We start from the raw sequence: 12,801 nt of genomic DNA, 5'->3' as shown, positions 1-12,801 counted from the left end.
TTGAAGCATAAAAAAAGGTGAAGCCGCAAAGCTTCACCTTTTTATTTTATGCATTATCGAAAGTCTTATTCGCGGAATAGAGCCTCAATGCTCAATCCCTGTCCTTGCAGAATTTCACGCAGACGACGCAAGCCTTCAACTTGGATTTGACGCACACGCTCACGGGTTAAACCGATCTCGCGCCCCACATCTTCCAAGGTAGCGGCTTCATAACCCAGCAGACCAAAACGACGCGCCAAAACTTCACGTTGTTTCGCGTTAAGCTCAAACAGCCACTTAACAATACTCTGCTTCATGTCATCGCTTTGCGTGGTATCTTCCGGGCCACTTTCATTCTCATCGGTGAGAATATCCAGTAAGGCCTTCTCTGAATCGCCCCCCAGCGGAGTGTCCACTGAAGTAATACGCTCGTTTAAGCGCAGCATACGGCTAACGTCAGTGACCGGACGATCTAACTGCTCAGCAATCTCTTCCGCGCTCGGTTCATGATCCAGTTTGTGTGAAAGCTCACGTGCGGTTCGCAGATAAACGTTCAACTCTTTGACAATATGAATCGGCAAACGGATCGTACGCGTCTGATTCATGATAGCCCGCTCAATCGTTTGGCGGATCCACCACGTTGCATAGGTAGAGAAACGGAAGCCACGCTCTGGGTCGAACTTCTCGACGGCACGGATTAAACCTAAATTGCCTTCTTCGATCAGATCTAACAGCGCAAGGCCGCGATTGCTATAGCGACGGGCGATTTTAACCACCAGACGCAGGTTACTTTCAATCATTCTACGACGAGACGCTTCGTCTCCGCGTAACGCTCGTCGTGCAAAAAAGACTTCTTCTTCTGCGGTTAGCAGCGGAGAGTAACCGATTTCGCCCAAGTAAAGCTGAGTAGCATCAAGTACGCGTTGTGAAACGGCTTGTGCCATCAGTTCATCGGATGAATCAACCTCGGTGGGTTCTTCAACGAGCACCTTCTCGTCAAACGCTTCTTCCCCGTTCTCATCGAAGTCTACTTCTTCATTTAACTCGTTAACTTTCAGCGTATTCTGGCTCATAGCTGTACCCTACCCGTGATATTGCGGGCAGAATACAGCGATTCTGCCCCGACTATCGCTGCGGCAAGTAGCGCAGCGGGTTTACGGATTTCCCCTTGTAACGAATTTCAAAGTGCAATCTTACTGAGCTGGTTCCGGTGCTCCCCATGGTTGCAATTTTTTGACCCGCCTTAACCTCTTGTTGTTCCCGGACCAGCATCGTGTCGTTATGGGCATAGGCGCTCAGGTAGTCATCATTATGTTTAATGATGATCAGATTTCCGTAACCACGCAGCGCGTTGCCGGCGTATACCACACGACCATCAGCCGTGGCGACCACCGACTGGCCGCGTGAACCCGCAATATCGACGCCTTTATTTCCACCTTCGGCAGAAGAGAAGTTATCGATAATTTTACCGTCAGTAGGCCAGCGCCAGGTTCCAACTGGAGCACTGCTGCTTACGCTACTGGCTGACGAGCTCGGAACTGTTGCTGCAGCAGTCGTTGTCGCCGCTGTAGCCGTAGATGCAGGCAACATTTTGCCAACATTCTGTTTACCCGAATTATCAGAATACGCTGTGGTTGATTGAGAATCAACACCTGTGCTCTTAATTTGACCACTTGATGGTTGCGTAGGGACTCCGCTGGTTCCATCATTAGCAGCAAGCATTCCACCGCTGTTGCTGTTGGCGTCTAATTTGATTGTTTGGCCAACATTGAGGCTGTACGGCGCAGGAATGTTGTTTTTCTCTGCAAGATCGCGGAAGTCATTTCCTGAGATCCAAGCGATATAAAAAAGTGTATCGCCGCGTTTTACGGTATAAGTGCCGCCGTTATAGCTTCCCTTCGGAATATTCTGATAGCTACGATTGTATACAATGCGTCCGCCGTCACCGGACTGGGCCATGCTGGTATTTCCACCATTTGACAGCATACGGCCATTGCCGCCGCCATTTACCGAACTTATCGGCGCAGAACTATTATCTGACGAACAACCAGCTAACCATAACGTAATCAAAGTACACGCCGCTACCTGGCGCCACTTCATCATCGGGCTTCCCATGCTCATGCTTCCCCCATGACAGCAAAATCAGCGATATCCAACATATTCAGTCTCTTATCCGTCTGAATTACCGATAGCCACAGCCTCAAGTAACCAGAACTTTACGCGCTCTGAACCCGCTAGCCCAACCATTGGGTTAGCGAAGAAATACAAAACAAGACAAAAAATCAGGCAAGGTCACGATCAAAAGCCTCACCTGCTGCATTTAGTTTCCAATCATATACGGCAATAAGTAATGAATTGGACACTAAAAACAGAGTGCGGGTCAAATGCGAATCAATAAGAAAAATCGTTATGTAGATTTAACATAGCAGATATGTTCTCGATTACTCGCCTTGATGCACAAAACATAGCCGATGCCCGACGATAAAAAATAGGGGGCATGGCTGAAAAAATCAGGCTAACTCACCCTGAACGAGTGGCACAAATCTCACGGGTTCAATCGACTCAACGGAGAAATCATTTCCACGCCGCTGAACACAGCGTAGCTGCTGAGTTTTATCAAATTCACCTACTGGCAGGACCAAGCGTCCACCATCGGCTAACTGTGTTAGCAATGCCTCAGGGATTTCCGGCGGCGCAGCGGTAACAATAATTGCGTCAAATGGCCCGCGCGATGCCCATCCTTGCCAACCGTCACCGTGGCGGGTGGACACATTGTGTAAATCCAGCTGCTTAAGGCGTCTTTTAGCCTGCCACTGAAGGCTTTTAATCCGTTCAACCGAGAATACGTGATGTACGAGATGTGCCAGTACCGCGGTTTGGTAGCCAGAACCGGTGCCAATTTCTAGCACCTTAGACTCTGGCCCAACGCGGAGCAACTCCGTCATACGCGCAACCATATAGGGTTGAGAGATAGTTTGGCCTAAGCCTATCGGTAAGGCCGTATTGTCGTAGGCCTTGTGAGACATGGCCTCATCAATGAATTTTTCACGCGGAACTTCAGCCATGGCTTTCAGCACCCGCTCATCACCGATCCCTTGCTGCATCAACTGCTGCAATAAGGTCAGCACACGTCTATCTACCATTCCTCACCGACCTTAGTCTGTTCAAGCCACGAAGAAAGCAAATCCTGCGCGTGATACGCCGTTAAGTCCACCTGCAACGGCGTAATAGATACGTAACCTTGCTCGACGGCGGCAAAATCAGTATCAGGCCCTGCATCGTGTTTCGCGCCCGGAGGCCCAATCCAGTACAGATCGCGGCCACGTGGATCATGCTGATGAATCACCTTATCAGCCGGATGCCGGCTACCACAGCGCGTCACTTTAATGCCTTTAATCTGTGACAAAGGCAAATCAGGTACGTTCACATTGAGAATGCGCCCCGTGCGTAAAGGGTGCGCGGCCAATGCCTTTAGCAGGCGACATGTCACCTGAGCCGCCGTATCATAATGCTGGAAACCATCAAGTGAAACCGCCAGCGCAGGAAAACCTAAGTGTCTCCCTTCCATTGCTGCAGCCACGGTTCCCGAGTAAATCACATCGTCACCCAGATTAGGCCCCGCATTGATACCCGATACGACAATTTCTGGATGAGGCCGCATTAAAGCATTCACGCCCAGATAAACGCAGTCGGTCGGCGTACCGTCGATCACGCTAATATCACCGTTCGCCAAAGTATCAATACGAAGCGGCGACTCGAGCGTTAATGAATTTGAAGAAGCGCTGCGATTACGATTGGGGGCAACGACCTGCACCTGAGCAAACTCACGCAGCGCTGCCGCCAACGTTTGCAGGCCCGGAGCCATCACGCCGTCATCGTTACTCAGCAAGATCCGCATTAGGGTTTTCCTGATTAAATAACTCACGCACGATGCTGGTAGCAAAGCTGCCTGCTGGAAGCGCAAACTCAACTTCTACCGTAGCATCGTCCCACCAAGACCAGCTCATCTCCTGCGGTTTGACCAGCATAGCTCGACGCGCAGATTCCACGCGCTCACGCTTAACCAGCGCCAGTAAATCGCCATATTCGGCAATCGCCTGTTGCTCAAACTCTGCGGCTAAATCACGCGTACCCAAATCGTTATCGCCCGGCAACGCTGCCGTAATCTGTAGCTCACCGCTGTCTGTTCGCTGCTGTAGACTATCTAGCTCTTCGGCATTCGCCACAAACCAACTACCACGACCTGTTAACTGCATGGCATCGCCCAGCATCACCTGACGCTGAGAGCCCTGTTCCAAACGCTTATTAGCGATCTGGTTAAACATCGCACTACGGGCTGCAGACAGATAAAAGCTACGTTTAGGTCGCTCTCTAACCTGAATTTCATTACGCGACCATTTTGCGGCCTGAACCAGATTGTTACCACCGCGGCCAAAGCGCTGCGCGCCAAAATAGTTTGGAGCACCTTCCGATGCAATGGCCTGCAAACGCTGCTCGACATCATCGCGATCGGTAATATGGCGCAGCACCAAGCGGAACGTATTGCCTTTCAACGTTCCAATGCGCAACTTACGTAAATGGCGCGCACTGCGCACCACTTGGCAGCCTTCCAAGATGAACTGACTCAAATCCGGTGATTCTTTACCCGGCAGATGTAGGCAGAACCACTGCTCGGTAACAGCATGACGGTCTTTTAGGCCAGCATAACTCACTGAACGCTGTGGAATTTTGGCAAAGCGAGCCAAATTGTCCGCAACAAACTGCGTGTTACAACCTTCCTTACGAATGCGCACCAGCAGATGCTCACCTTCGCCGTCGGGCTCAAACCCCAAATCTTCCGAAACAAAGAAGTCTTCTGGGAACGCTTTTAAAACCCCCGTTCCACGTGGGCGCCCGTGCAAATAATGAAGTGCATCAAAATCCACGCGTTACTCCTTAATCAACAGTGCAACAGCTTCACAGGCAATGCCTTCACCGCGGCCGGTAAAACCCAATTTCTCTGTGGTCGTCGCTTTAACGTTGACGTCATCCATATGGCACTCTAAATCTTCCGCCAAATTCACACGCATCTGCGGGATATGCGGCGCCATCTTTGGAGCCTGAGCAATAATCGTAATATCAAGATTACCCAAACGGTATCCTTTCGCGCGAATACGGCGATACGCCTCACGCAGAAGCTCACGGCTATCCGCACCTTTAAACGCAGGATCGGTATCGGGGAAAAGTTTACCAATGTCGCCCAGCGCAGCGGCGCCAAGCAGCGCGTCAGTAGCCGCATGCAAGGCAACGTCACCGTCTGAATGCGCCAGCAAACCAAATTCGTAAGGGATACGCACGCCGCCAATGATCAGAGGGCCTTCGCCACCAAATTTATGAACATCAAAACCGTGGCCAATTCTCATCAAGCATTCTCCTTTGGAGGCAGTGTGGTAATGAAATAAAACATCGTAGAGTTATCGCAAGTGCAAAAAACCCACGTACCAAACAATTAAGTACGCTGGGATAAATAAAACTCAGCCAAAGCAAAATCCTCTGGCCTTGTGACTTTGATATTATCAGAACGGCCAGACACCAACAGTGGATGATAACCACAATATTCCAACGCCGATGCCTCATCTGTCACGTTAGCGCCTTCATTGAGCGCACGTTCCAGACACATCATGAGCAATTCGCGGGGGAAAAACTGAGGGGTCAGCGCATGCCACAGCGCCTCACGATCGACCGTGTGCGCAATCGCGCAACCAGCGCCCGCTTCTGCGCGCTTCATGGTGTCACGCACCGGCGCGGCAAGAATACCGCCGACTTTAGAGGTATGGCGCAATGCCAACAGCTGGCTGAGATCTTCTTGGTGTAAACATGGGCGAGCAGCGTCATGTACCAATACCCATGCGGCATCCGTCGCCGCTTTCAAACCGGCAAAAACCGAATCTGCGCGTTGGGCGCCGCCAAAGACAACCTGAATGCGGGGATCGTTGGCTAACGGCAGATCGTTAAAATAGCCATCGTCGGGGCTGATAGAAACAATCACCCGCTCAACCTCGGCATGACATAGTAACGCCGCGATCGAATGCTCAAGGATCGTTTTTCCCGCAATGGTCAAATACTGCTTAGGGAAGGCCGAACGCATTCGGCTGCCAACGCCTGCCGCCGGTACAACGGCAACAATGGGGAGGAGTGTAGACACGTCAGGATCACTCATACTTATCAGTTTGTTCTTATCAAGATTATTGTAATGAAGATCATGGATATGACGTTAGGTCCAATGACATAACTAAACTAACGGACATGATGAGTGAACGAAAAACGATGTTCGAGGCTAGTTTCGTGCCGTAGACGATGAGAACGAAGGCGTTGGAGAAGACTGAGTTGCTCCACCATTATGCTTTGCCTGTTCTGGAACCAGACGATAAAACGTTTCGCCAGGCTTTATCATACCAAGTTCGTTGCGTGCGCGTTCCTCAATGGCTTCTTGCCCGCCATTTAGATCGTCGATTTCTGCAAAGAGTTGATCGTTACGAGATTTCAGCTTGCCATTATTAGCCTGCTGACTCGCAACATCTTCTTTTACGCGCACATAATCATGGATACCATTCTTGCCGATCCACAATGAATATTGCAGCCAGCCCAACAGTATCAATAATAATAGCGTTAGTTTACCCATTCACGCCCCCTGAAAAACCGCACAATCATCCCACAACTTTTAGTGAGACTCCACACTCAAGGGAAAATTACTGCGTTATACAGATTTCTCTTTATCAGATCCGTATAAGAAGAACTCATCACCGTGAATAGTTTAGGATTATTCATAAGCAATAGTTGGAAAATAAAACAAAATAATTACAAGCCACCGCGAATTAAGCCACCCAGCCCACGCCTTTCCATAAAAGCAGCGGTGAGATGACGAACTTCAGTCGACATTTGATTTTCCAGAACTCGCTGAACTAAAAAGCGCGCATCTTCCAGCTCAATCGTTCGCAGCAGATATTTTATGCGAGGAACGCTGTGACCATTCATGCTGAGGTTTCGATAGCCCATACCGATCAATAACAGCGCGCCCATAGGATCACCCGCCATTTCACCACATACGCTAATCGGTAAATTCAGACGATCACACTCATTAACCACTTGGTTGAGTACGCGCAACATAGCCGGATGCAGGCTGTCATAGAGCGATGCTACCCGCGTATTATTACGGTCAACCGCCAGCAAATATTGGGTTAAATCGTTGGTGCCCACAGAGATGAAATCTACGCGCTCGGCCAAAAACGGCAGCAAGAAAATCAGTGAGGGAACTTCAAGCATGACGCCAATACGCGGCTTCGGCAGCGCATAGCCAATCATCTCTTCCACTTCGCGACCTGCTCGCTCAATCAGGCGTTTTGCCTCATCCACTTCGCTCAGACTGGTGACCATCGGCAGCAAAATATTTAAATTGCCGCTGGCCGCGTTAGCACGCAGCATCGCACGGACCTGAACCAAGAAGATCTCTGGCTGATCGAGCGTGATCCTAATCCCGCGCCATCCAAGGCTTGGATTCTCTTCGCTGATCGGCATATAGGGCAGCTGTTTATCCGCACCAATATCCAGCGTGCGTAGCGTTACGGGCTTATTGGGATTGATTTGCAGCATCCCTTGATATTGCGCAACCTGCTCTTCTTCCGATGGGAAACCGCTTTGCAACATGAACGGTATTTCAGTGCGGTATAAGCCAACCCCATCAACACGGCTATCTTGGCGTTGCTCATGCTCCGCGCTCAAACCGGCGTTGAGCATAACCTGCACGCGTTCACCGCTTTTGAGCTGCGCGGGTTTTTCGGCGTCGTCTTCCGCCATTTTGCTGAGCGCGATCTCTTCACTCACCAAGCGCTGATATTCATGCACCAACACAGGATCCGGTGCCACCAACACCTCACCGCGATAGCCATCAACAATCAGCTGACGCTCATGCAATAACGCAGGCTGTATATCAGCCCCCATCACCGTCGGCACGCCCATGGCGCGTACCAGAATGGCGGCATGTGAGTTTGCCGCGCCGTCACGTACCACCACGCCAAGCATCCGCTCCTGCGGAACCTCAGCTAAAAGCGTCGCGGTGAGTTCATCGGCAACCAGAATAAAACGCTCTGGCCATTGGTTAATGCCGGTCGCGTTATCATCGAGATGGAAAAGCAAACGTTGCCCAAGCGCACGCAAATCACTGGCGCGCTCGCGCATATAAGGATCTTGCAAGCTGGCAAACTGTTCGGCGAAACGCTCAATCACCTGTTTGACTGCCCATTCAGCGACGGATCCTGCGTCGATCTCATTCATGAGCTCGCGTTTAAGCCGCGCGTCATTGATCAGATGCGAATAGAGATCGAAGATGGCCGCGCTATCTTTCTGCGAGTTAGCCGTAAAACGTTTGCTGAAGCGACGAAATTCTGCCGCCGCCTCTTCCAAGGCCTGCGTCAAACGCTCGCGTTCACTAACGCTGTCTAGGGTTGAAGCTTGATAGACATGTTCAAGCGAAGGTTGGCTGACATCCATCCAGCCTTCACCCACGGCAATTCCGGGAGAGGCTGCGATCGCACGGATCCTGCTCTGTCGCAGCTTGCCAAACAAACCGTTGAGCTGAGTCTGAGAAAGGATCCCGGCTAACTGAGTCGCCAATGTTACCAAAAACGACTCTTCGGTTTCATTAAATTGGCGGGATTCACGCTGCTGTACGGCCAGAACGCCGAGCAGCTGACGGCGATAAATCATCGGCACGCCGAGAAAAGCGCGGTAGCGCTCCTCTTTTACCTTAGGAACATATTTGAAGCTGGGATGGCTCGGTGCGTCAGCCAAGTTAATTGGCTCGGCTAAACGCCCCACTAACCCAACGATGCCTTCGTCAAAAGCGAGCGTCACCACACGTCCGCGTGGCTTTTTCAAACCACGCGTCGCCATCAGGTAATAACATTGACGATCGTTATCAGCCAAATAGATCGAACAAACTTCCGTATCCATTGCCTGACACGTCTCATCAACCAGCACTTCCAATGCATCAGTCAGACTGGTGGCCGCAGCCACCTTCTCAACGATTTCCCGCAAACGCGTGAGCATGATTAAAGCCACTTAACCTCTTTTACGGCGATAAGCAGGAGATGATGGGCGCGTCGTTGGCGGCAACACTTCCTGTAATGGCATGACCACGGGCGAAAATTCTTTCATCACCCGACGATATACATCGCGTTTAAATGAGACAACCTGACGCACTGGATACCAAAAACTGACCCAGCGCCAGCCATCAAATTCAGGCGTACTACTTCTCTGCATGTTGATTTCTGACTCATTGCACATCAGTTGCAATAAGAACCAACGCTGCTTCTGGCCGATACAAACCGGCTTTGTATCCCAACGCACCAAACGTTTAGGTAATTTATAGCGTAACCAGTTACGGGTTGATGCAAGAATTTTAACGTCCTTTCGCCCCAGCCCCACTTCCTCAAACAGTTCGCGGTACATCGCCTGTTCGGCGGTTTCTCCAGGATTAATTCCCCCTTGAGGAAACTGCCAAGAGTTCTGACCAAAGCGACGGGCCCAAAGTACTTGCCCCTGCCGATTACAGATTACGATACCCACGTTCGGGCGGTAGCCATCATCATCGATCACTGGACTACCTCAATAGCAAATTCGCAAGATAGGCTGATTGTTTCACACTCCCCTGTGGTGGTAAACCACCGCATTAAATCGGGTAAAAAACGGATAACATTGGGATAACTCACAGATTCATCCATAGTTATAAACATTGTTTGCTCCCCAACACCGTTTTTATTCACTTTTTCTGTGGATATATTTGTGTAGAACTTCAGGGGAAAGGGTGTAAACCTTTGGATAGCTCAAAACAACTCGTTTTACATATCCTGACATTAATCTTATATATCAGTTAAATAGGTAGAAACAATCATATCACCAATAAGCAAAAATGTGACCTATGCACGGTTTGGATCTTAGCTTGTTCAAAGATCGTCCAATGGCGATTTTATCCACAGCTTATTCGCCAAACTTGCACACTGAGACGGCAATTTCCCAAAAAACCCCCTACGTCAAGCCTGTAAATCAAACCAGTGATCGGTAAATAAATGGGTTATCCCAAAAATCTGTGGATAAATAGGTGTAAGATCCTGTTCATTGTCGGTGTCTAGTCTTGCACAACAAATTTTTGAAATTGCGGCATAAAAGAAAATTTCGATAATTTCTTTTATGAATCATGGTATTATTCCCTGCTCGGTGCAAATAACTCGGCATCAAATTTTACTCACAGCGTGCAGTTCATTTTTTAACCAAATCGTGAGTTCTATTAAAATTAGTGAAATTTCAACGATGACGACACCTCAACTCCCCACCACCACGCCTGAAAATGTGCAACAACTGTTAAATCGCGCCCAGTCACTGGCCGGTTATACATTGGGTGAACTCGCGGCTAGAGCGAATATCGCTATTCCACGCGATTTGAAGCGAGATAAGGGTTGGGTTGGCATGCTGTTAGAGTTATATCTCGGTGCCAGCGCGGGTAGTAAGCCTGAGCAAGACTTTCCCGAGATAGGCGTTGAGCTCAAAACCATCCCCATCGACAGCCGCGGAAAACCATTAGAAACCACCTTCGTTTGCGTAGCGCCCTTAACGGGAAACAGCGGCGTAACGTGGGAATCAAGCCATGTTCGTCACAAACTGCAGCGCGTTCTGTGGGTCCCCGTTGAAGGCGAACGGCAAATTCCACTGGAACAGCGACGGGTAGGCAGCCCGCTGTTGTGGACACCCAACGAAGAGGAAAACGAACAGCTTAAGCGCGATTGGGAAGAACTGATGGATATGATTGTGTTGGGTAAAGTGGAGCGCATTACCGCCCGCCACGGTGAAGTGCTACAAATCAGACCTAAAGCGGCCAACAGCCGTGCGTTGACCGAAGCCACTGGTGAACATGGGGAACCCATACTCACGCTCCCTCGAGGTTTTTACCTCAAGAAAAACTTCACCGCAGCCCTGCTCGCACGCCACTTTCTGCTATAACGCCAAACTCGCTTAAGCATTTCAGTACGTTCATAGGATCCCTGAACGGTCAAGAAAGCGTATAATCTTCGTTTATCGTTTATTTAGGTAGTACTGAGTCATGTTTGAATGGATTGTGGATCCCAATGCCTGGTTAGCGCTCGGCACGCTGACTATTCTAGAAATCGTCCTTGGCATTGATAACATTATTTTCTTATCTCTGGTTGTCGCCAAACTTCCTAAAGCACAGCAAAACAAAGCCCGCCGCATCGGCCTGCTGGCGGCCATGGGGATGCGTTTATGCTTGTTAGCTTCCATTGCGTGGGTTGTTCGCTTAACGCACCCACTCTTTAGCGCATTCGGCCATGCCGTTTCCACGCGCGATCTCATTTTGCTGTTGGGTGGTTTGTTCCTGATTTATAAAGCGATAAAAGAGATCCACGAAACCATTGAGGGCGGTGGCGAAGACATTACCACCAACGTCCATTCGTTTTTAGGTGCCATCGTGCAAATCATGCTGCTGGATATTATCTTCAGCTTGGATTCGGTAATTACCGCCGTCGGCCTTTCAGATCATCTCTTTATTATGATGGCTGCGGTGGTGATTGCAGTAGGCGTGATGATGTTTGCCGCTCGGCCAATCGGCGAATTTGTCGCCCGCCACCCATCGGTAAAAATGCTGGCACTATCCTTCCTAATACTGGTTGGCTTTACCCTGATTCTGGAAAGCTTCGGCATACATGTACCAAAAGGCTACATTTACTTTGCGATGTTCTTCTCGATGACGGTTGAAGCGCTGAATTTGCTGCGTAGCAAAAAAGAAAAAAGCACCGATTAACATCAGATTATTCATACACAAATAAAAAAGGAGAACTCTCGTTCTCCTTTTTTATTAACCTATCTGAGCACAGTCTTTCTTATCCATCACAAAGATATGTTCGAGCTGCTCAACGTGATATACGTACATGATTTTCATATTGTAATGGCGAATTCCTTTCTCTTTGCAGTGTGCAATAAAATCATCTTTGGCATGTTTGGCTAAAGTGCTTTCAATCGGCTCATCCGATGGCGGAATAACACGGAAAACAAACACCAGCGTTTTCCCTTCCAACCTGACCCGACGCAGCTTAAACATGCTGTCTGAAGTATCAGCTTGCGGAGTCGTATCCACATAGCGTTTCAGCATTTCACGGCGATATTCAATCCACTGCAGCGGATCTTCTTTTTTCTTTTCAATCCAACGAAACGCATACCCGCTGCTCAGTAAAGCCGCCAGTAATGCAATAAAACACAGTAACCCAACTGGTTTGCATCTACGCTGCGCCAGCCACAGCGGTCGTTCGATACCACGATAGAATTGGGTATTCGCAACAACACCGAATAAAAAGAATAACGAAAACAATGTCGATATAACGAGATTAAACGTCGTGCCATCAATAAATAAATACAGCAGCATGGCGTGAAAAGCAGCGAATAATATCCAACTGCAGACCGTTGGATATTTAAACATGCCGAGGAGTAAAAGAAGTGTTGCAGGGCCATACACCAGACAAGCGACGCGGTAGGCATTTTCATGCATGCTTTCCGGATACACCAATACCGTTAGTAAGGTAATAAATACGACACTTGCTGCAGCCATTATCCCGCAAAGTCGATAAAAACGGAGATGCTCTCCAACTTCATTTTCAATAAGGGATTGTTTATCTGCTGGACTATTTTCTTTCATAAGATAACGCGCAATACATACTGCCTATGAAAATACTTATAGCCAAAACATAACATGCAATAAGGTATTACCGCAGAGTTACTTTA

At 49.2% G+C, this 12,801-nt stretch carries 13 protein-coding genes; 2 read left to right on the top strand and 11 right to left on the bottom strand.

The features are described from left to right. Positions 1-65 precede the first annotated feature (65 nt). From rpoS to rppH, 10 genes are all read right to left on the bottom strand, one after another. Entirely contained in the window at positions 66-1,052 is a 987-nt protein-coding gene (rpoS, locus tag CPY98_RS03870) for an RNA polymerase sigma factor RpoS (protein WP_025801555.1), read from the bottom strand. A 52-nt stretch (positions 1,053-1,104) separates the two neighbouring features. Beyond that, on the bottom strand, positions 1,105-2,082 hold the full coding sequence (gene nlpD / locus CPY98_RS03865) for a murein hydrolase activator NlpD (RefSeq protein ID WP_025801556.1): 978 nt from the start codon (positions 2,080-2,082) through the stop codon (positions 1,105-1,107). Between the two features lie 407 nt (positions 2,083-2,489). Beyond that, the gene (locus CPY98_RS03860) at positions 2,490-3,122 is read right to left on the bottom strand and encodes a protein-L-isoaspartate(D-aspartate) O-methyltransferase (protein WP_025801557.1); all 633 of its coding nucleotides are present in this window, start codon (positions 3,120-3,122) and stop codon (positions 2,490-2,492) included. Beyond that, positions 3,116-3,877 carry a 5'/3'-nucleotidase SurE gene (gene surE / locus CPY98_RS03855; protein WP_025801558.1) on the bottom strand — a complete coding sequence of 254 codons (762 nt, stop codon included), beginning with the start codon at positions 3,875-3,877 and terminating at the stop codon, positions 3,116-3,118. The genes CPY98_RS03860 and surE overlap by 7 nt, the downstream gene beginning before the upstream one ends. Continuing rightward, positions 3,858-4,904 carry a tRNA pseudouridine(13) synthase TruD gene (gene truD, locus CPY98_RS03850; RefSeq protein ID WP_025801559.1) on the bottom strand — a complete coding sequence of 349 codons (1,047 nt, stop codon included), beginning with the start codon at positions 4,902-4,904 and terminating at the stop codon, positions 3,858-3,860. Before truD ends, surE begins: the two co-directional genes overlap by 20 nt. Positions 4,905-4,907: 3 nt before the next feature. Continuing rightward, positions 4,908-5,381: a 2-C-methyl-D-erythritol 2,4-cyclodiphosphate synthase gene (gene ispF / locus CPY98_RS03845; RefSeq protein ID WP_025801560.1), complete on the bottom strand. Its 474-nt coding sequence runs from the start codon at positions 5,379-5,381 to the stop codon at positions 4,908-4,910. Positions 5,382-5,467: 86 nt separating this feature from the next. Further along, positions 5,468-6,178, bottom strand: a complete 711-nt coding sequence (ispD, locus tag CPY98_RS03840; RefSeq protein WP_046449070.1) for a 2-C-methyl-D-erythritol 4-phosphate cytidylyltransferase — start codon at positions 6,176-6,178, stop codon at positions 5,468-5,470. Positions 6,179-6,295: 117 nt separating this feature from the next. Further along, positions 6,296-6,640: a cell division protein FtsB gene (gene ftsB, locus CPY98_RS03835; RefSeq protein WP_025801562.1), complete on the bottom strand. Its 345-nt coding sequence runs from the start codon at positions 6,638-6,640 to the stop codon at positions 6,296-6,298. 176 nt (positions 6,641-6,816) lie between these two features. After that, entirely contained in the window at positions 6,817-9,063 is a 2,247-nt protein-coding gene (gene ptsP, locus CPY98_RS03830) for a phosphoenolpyruvate--protein phosphotransferase (protein WP_043491103.1), read from the bottom strand. 12 nt (positions 9,064-9,075) lie between these two features. Continuing rightward, positions 9,076-9,612: an RNA pyrophosphohydrolase gene (rppH, locus tag CPY98_RS03825; RefSeq protein WP_025801564.1), complete on the bottom strand. Its 537-nt coding sequence runs from the start codon at positions 9,610-9,612 to the stop codon at positions 9,076-9,078. Between the two features lie 711 nt (positions 9,613-10,323). On the opposite strand from rppH, the gene mutH reads away from it, so the two are divergent. Continuing rightward, positions 10,324-11,010, top strand: a complete 687-nt coding sequence (mutH, locus tag CPY98_RS03820; protein WP_040045198.1) for a DNA mismatch repair endonuclease MutH — start codon at positions 10,324-10,326, stop codon at positions 11,008-11,010. Between the two features lie 100 nt (positions 11,011-11,110). Continuing rightward, positions 11,111-11,827: a TerC family protein gene (locus tag CPY98_RS03815; RefSeq protein ID WP_025801566.1), complete on the top strand. Its 717-nt coding sequence runs from the start codon at positions 11,111-11,113 to the stop codon at positions 11,825-11,827. Positions 11,828-11,881: 54 nt separating this feature from the next. Here CPY98_RS03815 and CPY98_RS03810 read toward each other — a convergent pair whose 3' ends face one another. Continuing rightward, entirely contained in the window at positions 11,882-12,715 is an 834-nt protein-coding gene (locus CPY98_RS03810; protein ID WP_096386427.1) for a polysaccharide biosynthesis protein, read from the bottom strand. Positions 12,716-12,801 lie beyond the last annotated feature (86 nt).

Origin of the sequence: Hafnia sp. CBA7124 (genome assembly GCF_002355555.1) — a bacterium.
GTDB lineage: Bacteria > Pseudomonadota > Gammaproteobacteria > Enterobacterales > Enterobacteriaceae > Hafnia > Hafnia alvei.
The sequence above is the reverse complement of the archived record's forward strand: the minus strand, read 5'-3'. Positions and strand labels throughout refer to the sequence as shown.